12 protein-coding genes are annotated in these 18,663 nt (G+C 66.7%); 5 read left to right on the top strand and 7 right to left on the bottom strand.

The features are described 5' to 3' along the window. Positions 1-157 precede the first annotated feature (157 nt). The 4 genes from ACFXHA_RS04015 to ACFXHA_RS04000 form a co-directional block, all read right to left on the bottom strand. Positions 158-835 (bottom strand): GAP family protein, encoded by a 678-nt coding sequence (locus ACFXHA_RS04015; protein ID WP_379352674.1) that lies wholly within the window; start codon positions 833-835, stop codon positions 158-160. 35 nt (positions 836-870) lie between these two features. After that, positions 871-2,601, bottom strand: coding sequence for an FAD-dependent oxidoreductase (locus ACFXHA_RS04010; protein WP_379353442.1), 1,731 nt, complete (start codon positions 2,599-2,601; stop codon positions 871-873). Positions 2,602-3,027: 426 nt separating this feature from the next. After that, positions 3,028-5,997 carry a LuxR C-terminal-related transcriptional regulator gene (locus ACFXHA_RS04005; protein ID WP_379352672.1) on the bottom strand — a complete coding sequence of 990 codons (2,970 nt, stop codon included), beginning with the start codon at positions 5,995-5,997 and terminating at the stop codon, positions 3,028-3,030. Positions 5,998-6,206: 209 nt separating this feature from the next. Further along, a complete protein-coding gene (locus tag ACFXHA_RS04000) occupies positions 6,207-6,818 on the bottom strand; it encodes a TetR/AcrR family transcriptional regulator (protein WP_379352671.1) in 612 nt (203 codons plus the stop codon). Between the two features lie 204 nt (positions 6,819-7,022). Between ACFXHA_RS04000 and ACFXHA_RS03995 the strand changes: the two genes are divergently transcribed. Continuing rightward, positions 7,023-9,098, top strand: a complete 2,076-nt coding sequence (locus tag ACFXHA_RS03995) for an alkyl/aryl-sulfatase (RefSeq protein ID WP_379352670.1) — start codon at positions 7,023-7,025, stop codon at positions 9,096-9,098. A gap of 164 nt (positions 9,099-9,262) precedes the next feature. Then, a complete protein-coding gene (locus tag ACFXHA_RS03990) occupies positions 9,263-10,291 on the top strand; it encodes an alpha/beta hydrolase (RefSeq protein ID WP_379352668.1) in 1,029 nt (342 codons plus the stop codon). Positions 10,292-10,330: 39 nt separating this feature from the next. Here the strand turns inward: ACFXHA_RS03990 and ACFXHA_RS03985 are convergent, their stop codons facing one another. Then, on the bottom strand, positions 10,331-11,128 hold the full coding sequence (locus tag ACFXHA_RS03985; RefSeq protein WP_379352666.1) for a DUF2127 domain-containing protein: 798 nt from the start codon (positions 11,126-11,128) through the stop codon (positions 10,331-10,333). A 94-nt stretch (positions 11,129-11,222) separates the two neighbouring features. On the opposite strand from ACFXHA_RS03985, the gene ACFXHA_RS03980 reads away from it, so the two are divergent. Next, the gene (locus ACFXHA_RS03980) at positions 11,223-12,188 is read left to right on the top strand and encodes a CPBP family intramembrane glutamic endopeptidase (protein WP_379352665.1); all 966 of its coding nucleotides are present in this window, start codon (positions 11,223-11,225) and stop codon (positions 12,186-12,188) included. Between the two features lie 15 nt (positions 12,189-12,203). On the opposite strand, the gene ACFXHA_RS03975 is transcribed toward ACFXHA_RS03980, so the two are convergent. Further along, the gene (locus tag ACFXHA_RS03975) at positions 12,204-13,397 is read right to left on the bottom strand and encodes an XRE family transcriptional regulator (RefSeq protein ID WP_379352663.1); all 1,194 of its coding nucleotides are present in this window, start codon (positions 13,395-13,397) and stop codon (positions 12,204-12,206) included. Positions 13,398-13,588: 191 nt separating this feature from the next. Here ACFXHA_RS03975 and ACFXHA_RS03970 point away from each other — a divergent pair, with 191 nt between their 5' ends. Next, entirely contained in the window at positions 13,589-13,894 is a 306-nt protein-coding gene (locus tag ACFXHA_RS03970; RefSeq protein WP_379352661.1) for a hypothetical protein, read from the top strand. Between the two features lie 94 nt (positions 13,895-13,988). On the opposite strand, the gene ACFXHA_RS03965 is transcribed toward ACFXHA_RS03970, so the two are convergent. Continuing rightward, complete coding sequence (locus ACFXHA_RS03965; protein ID WP_326310618.1) at positions 13,989-14,882, bottom strand: PAC2 family protein; 894 nt, start codon at positions 14,880-14,882, stop codon at positions 13,989-13,991. Between the two features lie 174 nt (positions 14,883-15,056). On the opposite strand from ACFXHA_RS03965, the gene metH reads away from it, so the two are divergent. Then, entirely contained in the window at positions 15,057-18,635 is a 3,579-nt protein-coding gene (gene metH / locus ACFXHA_RS03960) for a methionine synthase (protein WP_379352659.1), read from the top strand. The last annotated feature ends 28 nt before the right edge of the window (positions 18,636-18,663 follow it).

The following is an 18,663-nucleotide window of genomic DNA, read 5'->3' as shown; positions in this document are numbered from 1 at the left end:
TTTTTTTCCCCTGCTTCGCCACTCCTGGTGGGCTTTTCCGAGCGCTGCCACCCTTTCTACAATATGCACCCCCCATCATCCCCCGGCAAAACTCAAACCCGGGGGCCCGCGGTCGTAATCTCCCCGGGGCCCCACGGCTTTTCGGTACCCGACGGGACTAGAACAGGCCGCTGATGCCATCGCCGAGCGACTTCGCGCCCAGCACCGTGAACAGCACCGACATGATGCCCGCGTGATTGCGGACGGTCCACTGCTTCCAGCGGTCCAGGGTGGCGTGGGAGGTGCCGCCGCCGAAGAAGTGCACGCCCAGCGGCACCAGCACACCCAGCGACGCGATGACGATGAACGCCACCACCGAGACGGTGCGAGCCAGGTTCGAGGTGTCGCCCTCGGCCACCGAGACGCCACCCACCGCCATCTGGATGACGTTCTTCGGATTGCTGAGCACCAGAATCGCTCCCAGCGCGGCACAGCGGCCGGGACGAAACTCGTCGAGGCGGCGCAACTGCGGCGGCAGCTCGCCGCCGGACTCCCAGGCATTGTGAATCTTCAACTGGCGCAGTGCCATCAGCAACAGGAGTAGACCGAAAACGAGCCGGAACCAGGACACCCAGGTCGCCGGGCCGCCGTCGCGTTGATGCGCACCGGCGGCTTCACCGAGCGTCACCACCGCCACCAGCACCACCGAGACCGTGGCCACCCATCCCGCCACGAAGGCGAGCGCATTCGTTCTGCCGCGCGGGGAGGCCAGGATCAGGATGACGGCGATCAGAGCCAGCGGACTGATGGCCACGCCGACGGCATGGCTGATGATCTGCCCGGACGCATGGTGCATGAATTCTCCTGTCGAGGTGTCGAAATGGGTGAGCGTTACAAACTCGACGGACGTGATCCGTTGACGCCGACGATGGGCAGCACCAGGGCGGCCGGGGCGCCCGCCGGAACGATCGGCGCGTGCGGTGCGACCGCGTCGACACGGCGATACGGATTGCCCGGTGCCGGACGGGGATCGGGCTCGCCACGGTTGGGCCAGAACGAGGCGGCGCGCTCGGCCTGCGCCGAAATCGTCAGGGACGGATTGACTCCCGGATTCGCCGAGACGGCCGCTCCGTCGACCACATACAGCGACGGATAGCCGTGCACGCGGTGATAGGGGTCGATCACGCCGTCGGCCGCGTCCACACCGATCACGCATCCGCCCAGAAAGTGTGCCGTCATCGGCGTTTTGAAGATGTCGGCCCAGGAAGCGCCCGGCTCGGCCTTCATCCGTTTCGCGATCCGCTTGGCCGCCTCGTAACCCGCCGGAATCCAGGTGGGGCTCGGCTCGCCCTCGCCCTGACGGCTGGCATAGCGGTGGCCGAAGAGCCCACGGCGGGTGTAGGTGGTGATGGAATTGTCGAGGTTCTGCATGACCAGCAGCAACATGGTGCGCTCGGACCAGTTGCGCACGTTCAACTCTCGCAGGAATCGGCCCGGATGCCGCACGGCGAGCTTGGCCAGCCGTGTCACCCGCGACGACGAGTCGGCCGGATCCTCACCGTCGACCATGAGGGTCTGCAACAGACCCATCGCATTGGAGCCCTTGCCGTAGCGCACCGGCTCGATATGGGTATCCGGGCTGGGATAGAACGAGCAGGTGATGGCCACCCCGCGGGTGCCGTCGTAGGCCGGATCCACCGTCGGCTTGCACGAGCCCAGAATGGCTTCCGAATTGGTGCGGGTCAGCTCCCCGAGTCGTCGCGAGAGCTGCGGCAGGATCTTGCGGTCACGCATGCTGAACAGCAGTTTCTGGGTGCCGCGGGTACCGGCGGCGAGGACCACGTGCCGGGCGGTGAAGGTGCGCGTCCCGACCCCGGGCAGCTTGCCGGTGCGTTTGGTGCCGACCATCCAGCTGCCGTCGAGCCGCGGTGTCAGCGTGGTCACCGTGGTCAGCGGAAATATCTGCGCCCCACCGTGTTCGGCCAGCCCGAGATAGTTCTTCAGCAGCGTGTTCTTCGCGCCGTGGCGGCAACCGGTGGTGCATTCGCCGCATTCGATGCAGCCGGTGCGGTCGGGACCGACGCCGCCGAAGAACGGGTCCGGCACCGTCTTGCCGGGTTCGCCGAAGAACACGCCGACCGGCGTCTGAATGAAGGTGTCGCCGACGCCCATCTCCTCGGCGACCGAGCGGACCACCTCGTCGGCGGGCGTCCAATACGGATGCGTCACCACGCCGAGCATCTTGCGCGCCTGCTCGTAGTGCGGCGCGAGTTCGCTCTTCCAGTCGGTGATGTGCGCCCACTGCCGGTTGTCGAAGAATCCGTCCTTCGGGACGTAGAGGGTATTGGCGTAATTCAGCGATCCGCCGCCGACACCCGCACCGGCCAGCACCACGCAATTGCTGAGTGGATGAATGCGCTGAATTCCGAAGCAGCCCAGGGCGGGAGCCCACAGGAATTCCTTCAGATGCCAGCTGGTCTTGGCGAAATCGGCGTCGGCGTAGCGGCGTCCCGCCTCGAGCACGGCCACCCGGTAGCCCTTTTCCACCAGCCGCAGTGCCGTCACACTCCCGCCGAATCCGGAGCCGATGATGACCACATCGAAATCGCTGCTCTGATCCATCGCCACGAGCTCTACCTCCGGTTGTGCGGGCACGTCGCCACCGGAGCATAGCCAGCAGATTGCCGCATTCGGCCTTGCAAGCCCGCCTTTCACCCGTTTCGGGTGAGTCGGGCGGACGACTGTCGGATTAGCTTGAGAATCGCCACATGATCCTCAGCGAACTGGAGCAAGAATGAAGTTCCCGCTCATCCAGCTTGGTTCGGCGACTCTGGACCTGACGCAGACCATCACCTCCATCGCCGCGCAGATCACCTATCTGATGCAGGCCTGGGGTAGCGCCTAGTCAAAAGACTTCCCGCTCGGAATACCCCTCCTGGCCGACAGGTTCCGAGCGGGCGGGCCGGTGCGGCGCACCCCTCATCACGCCGCACCGGCCCTTTCTTTTTCCGCGTATTACCGATGCTGCTGCGCGATACCGATTCGCGCTCAGAGCAATCCGGTCCGGCGCGCCCGATCGAGTGCGTCGGTGCGCGAACTCGTCCCCAGTTTCCCGTAGATGCCGCGCATATGCGTCTTCACGGTATTGATGGACACCCCGAGATCATCGGCGATCTGCTGGGTGGTCCGTCCCGACGGAAGTTGTTTGAGCACCGTCAATTCCGTGGTCGTCAGTGCCGGATGCGTGACCGGTCCACGTCCGGCAGCCGGATGGTGTCGGATGCGGGCGGCGAAAGCGTTCTCGTGACCGAAGCGGTCACCGAACCGGTCGAGCAGATCGAGTACGCCGTGCACCTCCAGGAAGGGGCGGAGGAGATGCTCGGGCTCCGCGCGCCGCAGCGCATTGGCCATGCTTTCGTAGGCCTTGAGCGAATTGCCCAGTCCCGCATGGGCGGTGGCGTCGAGCAACCACGCCAGCACCGCCATCAGCGGATTCACGCGGTCCTCGGCGGCCAGCAGCGGCGTGGTCGAGGCGAGCACCGAACGCGGCCGATTGGTCGCACCCGCCAGCCCCGCCTCACACAGCACCACCGCCGGATGCTCACCCACCGTGCGTCGCGCCTCCGCGACCAGTTGGTGCGCGGCCCGGCCGTCGGGCACCCGCAGCAGCGCCCACACCGACTGCACCAGCAGCCCGAGCGTGAACGGTGGCAGCGAACGGTGCAACAGCGTCGACATGCTGTGCCGCAACGACTGTGCCGCGCGATAGCGGTCCGGCGCGGCATCGAACGCGAGCACCTGTGCCACCACATGTTCATGGCTGCCGGGACCGAACACCCCGCGACGCCCGTAGTCGGCGAGTACGCCCGCGAAATAGCGACTGCCCTGATCGTCGCCCTGCACATGCGCCGCGAGCGCGGTCATCACCACCGCCTGCAGGGCGTCGGCCGAATCCATCAGCCGATGCGCGCCCGCGATATCCAGGGCCCGCTGCGCGCGTTCCCGCATCCCCGCGATGGACCCCTCCACCCCCGACGCCACCGCGAGCCGATTCGTCGACCGCAACGCCAGCCGCGCATGGCGTGCGTGCCGGGCCAGCGTCAACGCCCTCCGCAACCGCTCCTCACCGGCGCGGACCTCCCCGCGCACCAGCAGCACGGTCGCATCCTGCACCGCCACATAGGCATCGATGTCCTGATTGCCGGTCTGCTCGGTCCCGGCCCCCACCGCGAGGTTCCCCAATGGCCGGCCCAGGGCCGCAGCAACCTCGATCTCCACGGCCCGCCGCAGCAGCGCCGACCAGCGCACGGGCACACACGCCCCTCCGGGATCGACCGCGTGTGCTTCGGTCGACGCCGTGCGGGATATCGGCTTTCGTCCGGTCTCGAACCGTGGTGCTTCTACGGTCGAGAGGGAGACGGACGCCAGGTCGAGATACGCGGTGGCGTCCGCGATTTCGCCCTCAGTGAGGGCGTCGACCGCGCGGAGCAGGTGCACGTAGAGGTCGGCGGCCAGGCCGGGATCGTGATGCTCGAGCTGCCGGAACAGTTGTGGCCCATCTCCGTCGAGCACCACGCCCAGGCCTTGGTCGCGGATGAACTCCCGGGCGGGTTGGGGGTCGTCGAGCGCGCAGAGCTGCTCGAATGCCGAAAGCGCCCGGCCCGCAGCGAGATACGAGTGGGCGCTGGCCCGTCGAATGCCGGTGAGCGTGGCCGCGTCGAGGCCCCGCGCCTCGACCAGCAGGCGTGCCCGCAGCAGCGCGGGATAGCTGAACCACAGCGCCCCATCACGATTCTCGCGCCGGACCGGGAAATTGACGCGGTCCAACTCGTCGAGCACCGCGCGAGCCGGTCGCCCGGTCAACCGCTCGGCCAGCTCTTCGGTGAACGAGTCCGCAATCGCCGTGCGGGTGAGGAATTCCAGCACGAGCGCGGGCAGCGGCGTGATCACCTCGCGCGCAAGGAATTCCGAGATCAACTGCGGTGGGCGCGCCAGTGTCGTCAAGGAGGTCTCCCGATCGCGCGGTCGTGCCGCGAGATGCAATGCGGCCATCCGTACCAGCGCGGCCCACCCGTCGGTCAAGGCCATGACGCGGTCGAGCACGACGCCCTCGAGCACACAGCCGTGCTGGGCGCACAGCTCCTCGACCTCGGCCGCCGTCAATGCCAGCTCACGAATCCCGAACCGTGCCAAGGCTCCCCGCAATTCGAGCGCGTGCCACCGCAGCGGCGGATCGAACCGTGCGGCCACCACCACGGTGACATTCGACGGTGTGAGACTCGCAAACCGCTCGAGTTCCGCGAGCACCCCCACATCGATGATCTCGTGCGCCGCATCGATCACCACCACGACCGGCCCCGAATCCGCCGACAACGCACTGAGGCATCGCGCCGGCGCGGAAGCACCGACCCCCTCCCGCCCCGACACCGATTCGGCAGCCGCGTTCGCACTCGCCGCCGTCTCGACCGCGTTCGCGCCCGTTGCCATGTCGACGGCGGTCGCGCTCGTCGCGGTGTCGGCGGCGTTCGCATTCTCGGCCGCGTGGATCAGGTTTCGGCCGACCGCAGGGGCGGGTCGAGGGTCCGGGGGGACTGTCAGGTCCGGCCGGCCCGCGGTGGGCTGGCTGCGCCGCAGGGGCATTCGCGGTGCGGGCACCGCCGAGAGTTCGGTGCGGTGATGGCCGGGGCCGTGGCCGGATGGCTGCGATCGGGGTGCCTGCTCGGAGTGAATGAGGTTGTGCTGCAGGCGCGTCCAGAGATCCGTGCCGGAGTCGGCGGTGATCCAAGCGGTGCGAGTCGCCGCGTGCCGGGTGCGGCGACCTTCGAGCCAGGTACGCAGCAGGATGGTCTTGCCGGTTCCGGCCGGGGCACTGAGCAGGATAGTGCGGTGCGCGTCGGCGGCCGCGTCCAGGCGGCGGAGGAGGTCGGTGCGGGGGAGGGTCGGGTAGGTGAGGTCCGGGGCGGTCGGTTCGGTATGTCGGTCCTCGAACGGGAGGTGGTGCTGTCCCGCGGTGCTCATCGTGCCTCCTGCTCCGAACGCTGTCCCGGCGCACTGCTGCCGTTGACAGCAACGTAGCGGCAATCGAAGGGCAATTGGGAAATTTCGGACCGCCGAGTCACCCGGATCGGGTGAGGCGCACGCGCTGTGGGTGCGGCAGAGTCGCCGCCGCACCAGCTGTTTCCGGAGAGGATGTCCCCGTTGTCCGTTATTGGCGCCGCCCGCAGCGCTCAGTCCGTCCGGGCGAGCATCGCGGTGAGCGCGCGGCGGACCGCGTCCGAGGCCGCGGCGGTGGACAGGGCGCGTCGATCCATCAGGTGGTGGCGGTACGGCCAGCCGACGGTGGCGTCGACCAGGTCCAGCAGCTGCTCGCCCTCGTGGGCGGCCAGCTCGGGGGCGAAGAGGTCGGCCAGGGCGTCGCGAATCCGGCTGTCGGTCAAGCGCATCCGCGCATCGACCTCCGGGGTGCGCAGGGATTCGACCAGGCCGAGCACCCGCGGCTCGCGTTGCAGCGCGAAGATGGCCTCGCTCTGGCGGACCACCGCGTCGATGCGCTCGGCCAGCGGCAGCGCCGGATCGGCCGCGACGATCAGCGTCTCCACCTGCTCGGACTGCTGGTCCACCGCGGCGGTGATGAGCGCGGTGCGGGTCGGGAAGTGCACGAAGATGCTGCGTTCGGAGACGCCGGCGCGTTCGGCGATGCTGCGGGTGGTCGGGTCGAATTCGCCGTCGTGGACCGCCGAGAGCAGGCCCTCGATGATCGCGCGGCGGGTCTGTTCCGGATTGCGCCGCCGCCGCGGGCCGTCGTTGCCTTTGCCGCCGCTGCCCTTGCCCTCGCTCATAGCAGGAATCCGATCACATCCGGCCCCGGCCCGTGCGCGCAGGTCCGGCGCGGGGTTCGAGGGGTTTCGAGTGGGGTCACCCACCCAGTCTATTGCAGACTGACTGCAATAGTGATGTACTGTGGCCCACAGGGCAGAATGGCAGCGAATGATCGGCTACCCGTTCTGCCACCGCATCCACCGCATGGAGACAGGAGAGCGCTGATGACCGACGAGGACCTCACGAACAACGGGGACGACCGCAAGCCCGGTGGGTTCACGGTGTCCCGGCGCGGGGTATTCGGGGTCGGCGCGGCCGCCCTGGTGGCCGCCGGCGTCGGCGCGACCGTCGCCGGATGTGACAGTGACAGCGACAGCGGCTCGGCCGCCGAGAAGTCCACCAAGGACGCGTCCGATCCCAGCGGCCACATCGTCGACGCGCAGAAGCAGGCGCAATCCTCGCTGCCGTTCTCCGACACCCAGGACTTCACCGACACCGACCGGGGCTTCATCGCCAAGCTCGAGCCCGATGTGGTGAAGGATGCCGGCGGGAAGGTGGTGTGGGACAACGAGTCCTACGGTTTCCTGCAGGGCTCCTGCCCCAACTCGGTGCACCCGTCGCTGTGGCGGCAGGGCCAGCTGGTGGTGAAACAGGGCCTCTACGAGGTGGTTCCGGGCATCTATCAGATCCGCGGCCTGGACCTGTCGAACATGACCCTCATCGAGGGCAAGACCGGCGTCATCGTCATCGACCCGCTGATCTCCACCGAGACCGCCAAGGCCGGCATGGACCTGTACTTCGCCCACCGTGGGCAGAAGCCGGTCGTCGGGATGATCTACACCCACTCGCATGTCGACCACTTCGGTGGCGCGATGGGCGTCATCACCGCCGAAGACGCTGCCTCCGGGCGGATTCCGGTCATCGCACCGGCGGGCTTCGTCGAGCACGCGGTCGAGGAGAACATCTTCGCGGGCACCGCCATGTCCCGCCGCGCCGCCTACATGTACGGCGCGCAACTGCCGCGCGGTGCGAAGGGCCAGGTCGGTGCGGGCCTGGGCATGACCACCTCGGTCGGCACCGTGAGCCTCATCCCGCCGAACAAGGATGTCACCCACACCGGTCAGGAAGAGACCATCGACGGCATCAAGGTCGTCTTCCAGATCACCCCGGGCACCGAAGCGCCGTCGGAGATGAACTTCTACTTCCCCGACTTCCGTGCGATGTGCATGGCGGAGAACGCCACTCACACCCTGCACAATCTGCTGACCCTGCGTGGCGCGCTGGTGCGTGACGCGCACGTCTGGTCGCAGTACCTGACCGAGACCATCAATATGTTCTCCGGCGAGTACGAGGTCGCCTTCGCCTCGCACCACTGGCCCATGTGGAATGCCGACAAGGTCACCGAATGGCTGTCGCTGCAACGCGATACGTATGCCTACCTGCACGACCAGACGCTGCGCATGCTCAATCAGGGCTACGTCGGCACCGAGATCGCCGAAATGATCCAGATGCCGCCCGCGCTCGAGAGCAAGTGGTACACCCACGGCTACTACGGTTCGGTCAGCCACGACGTGAAGGCCATCTACCAGCGCTACATGGGCTGGTTCGACGGTAACCCCGCCCACCTGTGGGAGCACCCGCCCGTCGACTCCGGCAAGCGCCATGTCGACGCCATGGGCGGCGCGAGCGGTGTGCTGAAGGTGGCCCGCAAGGCCTACTCCGACGGCGACTACCGCTGGTGCGTCCAGGTTCTCAACTACCTGATCTTCGCCGACCCGAACAACGAGAAGGCGAAGATGCTGCAGGCCAGCGCCTTCGAGCAGCTGGGCTACGGCTCCGAGAACGGCACCTGGCGCAACTTCTACCTCTCCGGCGCGTACGAACTGCGCAACGGCAACTTCGGCACCCCGACGAAGGGCAACTCGCCCACCATGATCAGCGCCCTGAGCGTGGACCAGGTCTTCGACTCGGCGGCCTTCTTGATCAACGGCCCCAAGGCGTGGGACCTGCACCTGGTCAACGACTGGGTCATTTCCGACCAGAATCAGACCTACCGCACCGAACTACGCAATGGCGTGCTCATCCACTTCGTGGTGCCTGCCGGTTTCAAGGGCGCGGCCCCCGACGCCACCTTCACCCTGTCGCGGCTGGAGCTGATCGCCACCATGACCGGCGCCAAGGACATCGTGAAGGAGATCCAGTCCGGCGCGATCAAGGTCAGTGGCGATCCGACCAAGCTCAAGCAGCTCAAGGACGTCATGGACAAGCCCGACCCGGCCTTCAATATCGTCACCCCGTAAGCGGCGCGGGGATCGTCGCGGCGTGACGGGAGTTACCGGGGGCGTCACGCCGCGACCTTTATGAATAGATGCGGGGGTTACAGCGCACCGCATATGGCAGAGTCGTCCTCACCACCAAGATCGAGGGGACGACGATCGTGCGGTATCGACTGTGGAACGCCCTTGTGACAGCGGGATTGGTTACCGTCGCCCTCGCGACGCCGGTGGCCGCGCACGCCACCCCCGCCGACCCGATCATCGAATCCGGTGCGCTGCTGACGGACCCGGTGAGCGCCGACGGCTCGAAGGTGATCGGCGTCGAGGTCGTCGACGGCCGCAATATCGCGCTGGAGGTGTACTCGGCGGCCATGGACAAGTCGGTGCACCTGGATGTGCTGCGGCCCGCCGACACCTCCCGGCCACGGCCCACCCTGTACCTGTTCAACGGCACCGACGCCGGCACCACCGACAAGAGCTGGCACGCCCAGGTGCCGGAGGTGTTCGACTTCCTGGGGGAGAAGGACATCAACGTCATCGTCCCCACCGGCGGGCTGGCGAGTTACTACACCGATTGGCGCGCAACGGATCCCGTGCTCGGCGTCAACAAGTGGAAGACCTTCTTCACCGAGGAACTGCCGCCCCTGATCGACGCGGGTCTGGGTACCAATGGCGTCAATGCCATTGCGGCGGTGTCGATGTCGGCGACCCCGGCCCTGAATCTGGCCATCACCAAACCAGGATTGTTCCGGGCGGCGGCGACCTACAGCGGCTGCGTGCAGACCAGCGACCCGGTCGGGCAAACCTTCGCCCGCATCGTCGTCGCCAGCGTGGGCGGCAACGCCGACAATATGTACGGGCCACCCGGCGACCCGATGTGGGCCGACAACGATCCCTACCTGCACGCCGACCGACTGCGCGGTATGCCGCTCTACATCTCCAGCGGCAACGGCATCCCGGGCATGTACGACATCGTCGACGGGCGATTCGTCATCGCCCCCGGCGTCGCCGGCTACCTCGTGCACCTCATCTTCGACGGCACCATCGAGACGGCGACCGGCTACTGCACCCGCAACCTCGTCGCCCATCTCGCCGAACTCGGTATCCCCGCGACCGTGGACCTGCCGCCCGACGGCGTGCACTCCTGGGGCGTCTTCCGCGATGAGCTGATCAAGTCCTGGCCGGTTCTCGCCGAGGGGCTCGGCGTGCCCGCCTGAAAGGCACGGCCGCCGAGCGGATTTCGGAGGCGAAGCGAATTACGGACGCTGGGTGACGATGCGTTCGGTGCGATCCTCGGACTGCGCGGCGACGGCCGCGCGCTCGACGGTCATCAGGCTCTCCGAGTGGTGTTCGGCGAAGTACTTCTTCGCCCCGCCGTTGAGCCCGAACAGCGACTTGCTCCACAGCAGCCAGATCACCGCGGCCAGGTTGATCAGCAGCGCCCCCGCGCGCAGCACGGTCACCTTCTCGGTGAGCTCGTAGATCTCGAGCGGCAGGAAGATGCTGGTCGCGATGACGGCGAAGTACTCACCCCACCGCTTGACCAGCCACAGGCCGGTGGCTTCCACGAGTTGGATTGCGGCGTAAGCGAACAGCGCCACCGCCACCCAGGTCAGCACATTGGGGGAGAAGGTGAACGCCTTGTCGATGCCCTTGATGATCTTCGAATGGTCGGGGTTGAACCCGATCTGGTCGGCCAGCTGCCGGATGAGCGGAAGATCCTTGTCCCAGTTGGACTTCCAATGCTCACGTGACCCGCGCAGCTTCAGCACACCCGCGCCCAGCAGGATCAGCACCAGCGCACGGATGATGCGCTCGGTCGCCAGCAGTCGCATGATGATGCGGTCGCGCAGCAGATGCCCGCGCGGCACCTCGGGCGCGTCGTCGGCGGGACCGCTGCGGCGCGGCTCGCCCGGCACGAAATCACCACAGCGCAGGCAGCGCCAGGATTCACCCGCCGGGGTGGCGACGTGGAGGCGTACCGCGAGCTCGGGCTCGGTCGGGGCGTAGGTCTCGTGCCCTCGGGCAGCGCAGGTCCACAGACTGAAGTCCATGCGCTGGAGCGTACCTGGCGATTCTCTTAAGAACGGCCTGGATACTGCAGGGACGTGACTCATGGAAAGGCCGGCACGACGTGGAAAGGCGGGCATGACGCGGGCGGAGAGCTTCACCACGCGTGAGACCGGTCGTCCGGGCGGCATCATGGCGAAACCGGGTTCGTTCCGCAAAATCGTGGTGCGGCTCGGAGGGCGCGGTGAGCGGCGGCCGACCACACTCACGCCCTCGCCGGGGTCCGGACGCCGGGAACGGGCGTTGCGCGCTCTCATCGCGTGCCTGGTGGTCGGGGCCTATGCCGCGCTCGGCTTCGCGCTGCGGCTCGACGCGAATACCTATCTGCTGCTGGGGATTCCGTTCACGCTGCTGTTCCCGCTGGCGCTGCATCGGCGGCCGATCCGGGAACTGTGGGTGCGCGGCGCACCCCCGCCGGTGGATCGCTGGGTGTGGGTCATGGCCCTCGCCCTGGCCATCGTCCCCGTCCACGGTCTGCTCGAGGTAATCGCCGGTCGGCGCGGCACCGGGCACTGGTCGGAGGTGGTGTATTCGGCGGCGAGCGTCGCTGGCGTCTTCCCGGTGGCGTGGGCGTTGCGCGGCCTCGGCCGTGCCGGATCGCGCAGGCTCGCCGCGTGCCTGGGGACGGCCGGACTGATCGGAATGAGCACGGTCGTCGCCGGATTCCTGGTCAGCGGGCAGGGTGCGCCGCGTCCGGTGCCGTGGGCGAGCCTCGGCCTCGGGCTGGAATCGCTGCTGATGTACCTGCCGTTGGTGTTCGTACTGGAGGAAGTCTTCTTCCGCGGCGCGCTCGACTCCTATCTGCATCGTCACGGCGAGCCCGGCGGTCTGTGGTCCGCGGCATTCGTCTCGGCGCTGTGGGGCCTGTGGCATCTGCCCGTCGCGGGAGCGCCGATCACCGGCGGCGTGGTCGCGGGCGTGCTCGCCTTCCAGATCCCGGTCGGCATGTTCCTGTCGCTGTGGTGGCGGCGTAGCGGCAATCTGGCCGTGCCCGGAATCGCCCACGCCGCCATCGATTCCGTGCGCAATGCGCTCGGAGTGTGAAACGCGATCGAGTGCTCAGCCCGCCGCGAGGGCGCGCAACTGCTCCAAATACGTTCGGGTGCGCGGATCCCCGGGAAAGCGTTCGATCATCTCACGGGCGGTCTCACCCGCGATCCACATGAGCGACGGCAGTGAGCGGCGCTTGCCCGCGAAGGCTTGCAGGCCCTCGTCCAATGCAAGCTCAAGATTGCGATCGCGCACCGCGACCACCGCGAGGGTGAGATGAGCCTCGGACACGCGCATGGGTTTCCTGATACTTCCGTCTGGGCGTGTCGCGGTTTGGATGACCTGGCGGGCATAGCTTTCCGCGAGCCGGTCGTCACCGGCTACCCGGCAGCAGTCCATGGCGTAGAAGTCGAACTTCTGCGGATCCACCACGAAATGATTGTCCAGATTCGACGGGTGTTCCAGCGAATCCAAGATCGAACGACCCTGTGACAGCGCCTTTTCCACTTCGCTGCGGTCGCCCAGGCGCGCCCATGCCTTGGCGCGCTGGGCGGCCAGCTGGACGCCGACGCCGAGATGTCCGGTGGTGGCGTGCGCGGCCTCGGCGGTGTCGATGGCCCCGCGGTAGTTGGCCTGCGTCAATGCGAACCAAGCGGCCATTTCGGCTCCCCAGCCGATGATTTCGGCATGCTCGGCCTCCTGGCCCAGGGAGAGGGCGGCGCGGCGGGTGGCCTCGGCGGCGGTGCGCCAGCCCAGGTCGTAATCAACGCAACCGACCAGTAGGGCAACCCATCCGGCCAATACCAGCACTTCCCGGTGCTGGGAGAGAGTCAGTCGGCCGTCCAGCAGGGAGGTGATGCGGCGCAGCCAGCCCGTGCCCTCGGCATGCAATTCGTGCGGATCCGCACACGGATACTCCGAACACAGCCGATCGGCGGTGATCCGGATGGCATCCAGCGTGGAGGCGGACACATCGGACATGCGCAGTCGCCCAATGAATTCCAGCGTGTCCATCCCGGTCGCCGAGAGCATCTCGTCGTCCCGATTGGGCCGGGCCTTGGGGAAGAATGCCGCCGTGACCGTGTCGAAAGCGGCGGCGATGATGGGTGCGTAGAAATCGTCGGGCCGGGATTCCCCGGACTCCCAGCGCCGCCAGTTACGCAGAAGTGTGCTGTCGGTTGGCAGATTGTGACTGGACTTGGCCCGCACGGCCCGTACCGCATCCGCTTGTGACCACCCCCGAGCATCACGTTCGGCACGCATTCGGACAGCCCAGACAGGTCGATCGTCACCGGCGGACACGCTCTGTAGTATCTCACCAGTTACCGCCGGATGGACCCGGATAGGGCATCTGGATGTCAGTGGGTTGACATCTGCAATTGCATTCGTGATTACGTCAGGCTTGTTGGCAGGGCACACTTCAGACAGCGATCCCCAATCCAACGGAGGTTCGGGTGGAAGCGTTGATCTATGGGTACGTGCGTGACGATCTGACAGACGGCCGCAGTGATGAGTTGGAGGACGCCATGTGCGGTCTCGCTCAATCCGCGGGCCTCTGCTTCGCCGCAACGTTCCATGAATCGACCCCCGGCGACGGCACCGCATTCGCGGAGTTGACCGCCGAACTCAAGCGTGCCGATGCCCACCACGTTGTGGTGCCGTCGCTCGATCACCTTGCGGGCCAGACGATTCCGCGCGACATTCTGATCGCGAAGCTGGCGCACGAGGCGTCCGCGCAAGTCTGGACCGTCGAGCGCTAGCTCCCCGTACAAAGCCGCACCTGCGTCGAGAACGCAGGTGCGGCAATGGTTTTCGGGCTAGTTCGGGACATTCACCCCGAAACGGGCAGCAGGTTCAGAGGCCGAATCCGCCGCGCCCGCGTCGGCGCAGGTACTTCTCGAACTCTGCCGCGATGGCGTCACCGTCGATCTTGGCCATGGCGTCGTTGATATCCACCTCGGCGTCCCCGCGCTCCTCGAGCGAGCGCACGTACTCGGCGATTTCCTCATCGCCGGCGGTCATCTCGTTGACCGCGCCCTCCCACTCCTCGGCCTGCTCCGGCAGACCGCCCAGCGGCACCTCGACATCCAGCACATCCTCGACCCGGTGCAGCAGCGCGATGATCGCCTTCGGGTTCGGCGGCTGAGATACGTAGTGCGGCACGGCCGCCCAGAAGGAAATGGCCGGGACGCCCGCGCGCACGCACGCGTCCTGCAGCACTCCGGTAATACCGGTCGGTCCCTCGTAGCGGGTCTGCTCGAGGTTGAAGCGCTCTGCGGCTTCCTTGCTGTACGCGGTGCCGGTGACCGGAACCGGGCGAGTGTGCGGGGTATCGGCCAGTAAAGCGCCGAGGATCACCACCGTGGACACGCCCAACTGCTCGACGAATTCGAGAATGTCGTTGCAGAAGCTGCGCCACCGCATATTCGGCTCGACACCACGCAACAGCACGACATCGCGATCACTGCCCGGGGGCGAGCACACCGACAACATGGCCGAGGGCCACTGGATCTCGCGGGTCACCCCGTCAACCTGCCGAACCGTAGGCCGGTTGACCTGATAGTCGTAGTAGTCCTCGGAGTCGAGCTCGGCCAGTGGCTGCGCGTCCCAGATCAGTTCCAGATGCTCGACCGCGCCACTGGCGGCGTCGGCGGCATCGTTCCAGCCTTCGAAGGCGGCCACGAGCACCGGATCCCGCAGCGTAGGCAGGTCCGATTCGGGTGGCACCGGGGATTCACTGGCGTTCACCCGGTCAGCCTACGGTGTGTCAAGACACAGTGTGCATGCGACGCACTGGATCCGATTTGCCCCCCGCGTCGCGCCGGGCGGGTCCGCGGCTTCCGATGTCCCGAAGGTATGAGTCGGAAGAACCGCACGATACCGGGGCCATGTTTGTCTGGGCCTCCCACTACTCTTGGGTACATGTCTGTACGCAGCCGCGCCGAATTCGACACCACCCTTTTGGACACGCTCAGGCGGCGTGTCGTGATCGGGGACGGTGCTATGGGCACGATGCTGCAGGCCGCGGATCTCACGCTGGATGACTTCCGTGGCCTCGAGGGTTGCAACGAGATCCTGAACGAAACCCGGCCTGACGTGCTGAAGCACATTCACCGGGCGTATTTCGAGGCCGGGGCCGACGCTGTCGAGACCAATACCTTCGGGTGCAACCTGCCCAACCTCGCCGACTACGACATCGCGGATCGGATCCGGGACCTGTCGTATCGCGGCACCCGGCTCGCCCGCGAGGTAGCGGATGAAATGGGCAAGTCCGCGGACGGGACTCCGCGGTATGTGCTGGGGTCCATGGGTCCGGGCACCAAGCTGCCGACTCTCGGGCACGCTCCTTATGACTCCCTGCGCGACGCCTACGCCGAGGCCGCGCTCGGCATGCTCGACGGGGGCGCGGACGCGATCCTCATCGAGACCTGCCAGGACCTGCTGCAGGTCAAGTCCGCGATCACCGGCAGTCACCGGGCCATGGAGATCGCCGGCCGCCGGATTCCGATCATCACGCACGTGACGATGGAGACCACCGGCACCATGCTGGTCGGTTCCGAGATCGGCGCGGCGCTGACCGCGCTCGAGAAGCTCGGCATCGACATGATCGGGTTGAACTGCGCCACCGGCCCGGACGAGATGAGCGAGCATCTGCGGCATCTGTCCAAGCACGCGCAGTTGCCGGTGTCGGTGATGCCGAACGCCGGGCTGCCGATCCTCGGGGCCAAGGGGGCGGAATACCCGCTCACGCCTGAGGAATTGGCGATCGCGCTCTCGCAGTTCGTGTCCGAGTTCGGACTGTCGCTCGTCGGCGGTTGCTGTGGCACCACGCCCGAGCACATCCGGCAGGTGGCCGAGGCGGTGCGCGAGACCGAGCAGGCCAAGCGCAACCCGGTGCACGAGCCGAGCGTCTCCTCGATCTACAGCTCGGTGCCGTTCGAACAGGACTCCTCGATCATGATGATCGGTGAGCGCACGAATGCCAACGGCTCCAAGGCTTTCCGTGAGGCCATGCTGGCCGCCGACTGGCAGAAGTGCCTCGACATCGCCAAGGATCAGATCCGCGACGGCGCGCACATGCTCGACCTGTGCGTGGACTACGTGGGTCGCGACGGGGCCCAGGACATGGCCGAGCTGGCTTCGCGGCTGGCCACCGCGTCCACCCTGCCGATCATGCTGGACTCCACCGAAACTCCGGTGCTGAAGGCCGGTTTGGAGCATCTGGGTGGCCGTTGCGCCATCAACTCGGTGAACTACGAGGACGGCGACGGGCCGGAATCGCGATTCCACCAGACCATGGAACTCGTCTCCGAACACGGTGCGGCCGTGGTGGCTTTGACGATCGACGAAGAGGGCCAGGCGCGCACGGCCGAGCACAAGGTCGCCATCGCCGAGCGGCTGATTGCGGATATCACCGGCAACTGGGGGCTCGAAGAGTCCGACATCATCATCGACACGCTGACCTTCACCCTGGGCACCGGCCAGGAGGAGTCGCGCAAAGACGGCGTCGAAACCATCGAGGCCATCCGGCTACTCAAGCAGAAGCACCCGAATGTGCAGACCACACTGGGTCTTTCGAACATCTCCTTCGGTTTGAACCCGGCCGCGCGGCAGGTTCTCAACTCGGTGTTCATGCACGAATGTGTCCAGGCCGGTTTGGATTCGGCCATCGTGCACGCGTCGAAGATCCTGCCCATGGCGCGGATTCCCGAGGAGCAGCGCCAGACCGCGCTGGATCTCGTCTACGACCGGCGTACCGAGGATTACGACCCGCTGCAGAAGCTGATGGCCCTGTTCGAGGGCGTGTCGACGGCCTCGTCCAAGGCTTCGCGCGCCGAGGAACTCGCGGCGCTGCCGCTGTTCGAGCGGCTGGCGCGGCGCATCGTGGACGGCGAGCGCAACGGCCTCGAGGCCGACCTCGACGAGGCCATGAAAGAGGTTCCGCCGCTGCAGATCATCAACGAGACCCTGCTGTCGGGCATGAAGACCGTCGGCGAGCTGTTCGGGTCCGGGCAGATGCAGCTGCCGTTCGTGCTGCAGTCGGCCGAGGTGATGAAAACCGCTGTGGCGCACCTGGAACCGCACATGGAGGCCACCGACGACTCCGGCAAGGGTCGCATCGTGCTGGCCACCGTCAAGGGCGACGTGCACGATATCGGCAAGAACCTGGTCGACATCATCCTCTCCAACAATGGCTACGAGGTCGTTAATCTCGGTATCAAGCAACCGATTTCGGCGATCCTGGACGCCGCGGTGGACAAGAAGGCCGATGTCATCGGCATGTCCGGGCTGCTGGTGAAGTCCACGGTCATCATGAAGGAGAACCTCGAGGAGATGAACACCCGCGGCGTCGCCGCGCAGTTCCCGGTGCTGCTGGGTGGTGCGGCGCTGACCCGCGGGTACGTCGAGAACGACCTCACCGAGGTGTACGAGGGTGACGTGCATTACGCGCGTGACGCTTTCGAAGGCTTGAACCTGATGGACGAGATCATGACCCGCAAGCGCGGCGGCGGTCTCGACCCGAACTCGCCCGAGGCCATCGCCGAGGCGGCGAAGCTCGCCGAGCGCAAGGCGCGCCACGAGCGGTCCAAGCGGATCGCCGCGGAGCGCAAGGCCAAGGAGGCGCCGGTCGAGGTGCCCGCGCGCTCGGATGTGGCCGCGGATCTGCCGGTGCCGACACCGCCGTTCTGGGGCACGCGAATCATCAAGGGCCTGGCGGTGAGCGAGTACTCGGGGCTGCTCGACGAGCGGGCGCTGTTCCTGGGGCAATGGGGGCTGCGTGGCCAGCGCGGTGGCGAGGGCGCCTCGTATGAGGAGCTGGTGGAGACCGAAGGTCGTCCGCGCCTGCGGTATTGGCTGGACCGGTTGATCGCCGAGGGTGTACTGCAGCATGCCGCGGTGGTATACGGCTATTTCCCGGCGGTCTCCGAGGGCGACGATGTGATTGTTCTCACCGAGCCCAAACCCGATGCGCCGGAACGCTTCCGCTTCACATTCCCGCGTCAGCAACGCGACCGGTTCCTCTGCATCGCGGATTTCATTCGCTCGCGGGAGCAGGCCGTGGCGACCGGTCAGGTTGATGTGATGCCGTTCCAGCTGGTCACCATGGGTCAGCCCATCGCGGATTTCGCGAATGTGCTGTTCGCGGAGAACAACTACCGCGACTACCTCGAGGTGCACGGCATCGGCGTGCAACTCACCGAAGCGCTGGCCGAGTTTTGGCATCGCCGGGTGCGCGAAGAGCTCACACTGGAAGGGCATTCGGTCGCTGATGAGGATCCCGCCGATGTGCTGGATTACTTCAAACTCGGATACCGTGGCGCACGGTATTCATTCGGCTATGGGGCCTGCCCGAACTTGGAGGACCGGGCCAAACTCGTTGACCTGCTGGACGCCGGACGGATCGGCGTGATGCTGTCTGAGGAGTTGCAACTGCATCCGGAGCAGTCGACGGATGCGTTCGTGCTGCTGCACCCGGAAGCCAAGTACTTCAACGCTTAATATTTTCACCAGGTTTCCGGGCTTCGCG

This window comes from Nocardia sp. NPDC059240 (genome assembly GCF_042753865.1).
Classification (GTDB): domain Bacteria; phylum Actinomycetota; class Actinomycetes; order Mycobacteriales; family Mycobacteriaceae; genus Nocardia.
This window is presented reverse-complemented; position numbering and strand designations above follow the sequence as displayed.

Bases quoted from the DNA above. Each gene is read 5' to 3' on its own strand.
- ACFXHA_RS03985 (WP_379352666.1), bottom strand. From the start codon at position 11,128: ATGGACTTCAGTCTGTGGACCTGCGCTGCCCGAGGGCACGAGACCTAC.
- ACFXHA_RS04015 (WP_379352674.1), bottom strand. From the start codon at position 835: ATGCACCATGCGTCCGGGCAGATCATCAGCCATGCCGTCGGCGTGGCC.
- metH (WP_379352659.1), top strand. From the start codon at position 15,057: ATGTCTGTACGCAGCCGCGCCGAATTCGACACCACCCTTTTGGACACG.
- ACFXHA_RS03995 (WP_379352670.1), top strand. From the start codon at position 7,023: ATGACCGACGAGGACCTCACGAACAACGGGGACGACCGCAAGCCCGGT.
- ACFXHA_RS04005 (WP_379352672.1), bottom strand. From the start codon at position 5,997: ATGAGCACCGCGGGACAGCACCACCTCCCGTTCGAGGACCGACATACC.
- ACFXHA_RS04000 (WP_379352671.1), bottom strand. From the start codon at position 6,818: ATGAGCGAGGGCAAGGGCAGCGGCGGCAAAGGCAACGACGGCCCGCGG.
- ACFXHA_RS04010 (WP_379353442.1), bottom strand. From the start codon at position 2,601: ATGGATCAGAGCAGCGATTTCGATGTGGTCATCATCGGCTCCGGATTC.
- ACFXHA_RS03975 (WP_379352663.1), bottom strand. From the start codon at position 13,397: ATGCGTGCCGAACGTGATGCTCGGGGGTGGTCACAAGCGGATGCGGTA.
- ACFXHA_RS03980 (WP_379352665.1), top strand. From the start codon at position 11,223: ATGACGCGGGCGGAGAGCTTCACCACGCGTGAGACCGGTCGTCCGGGC.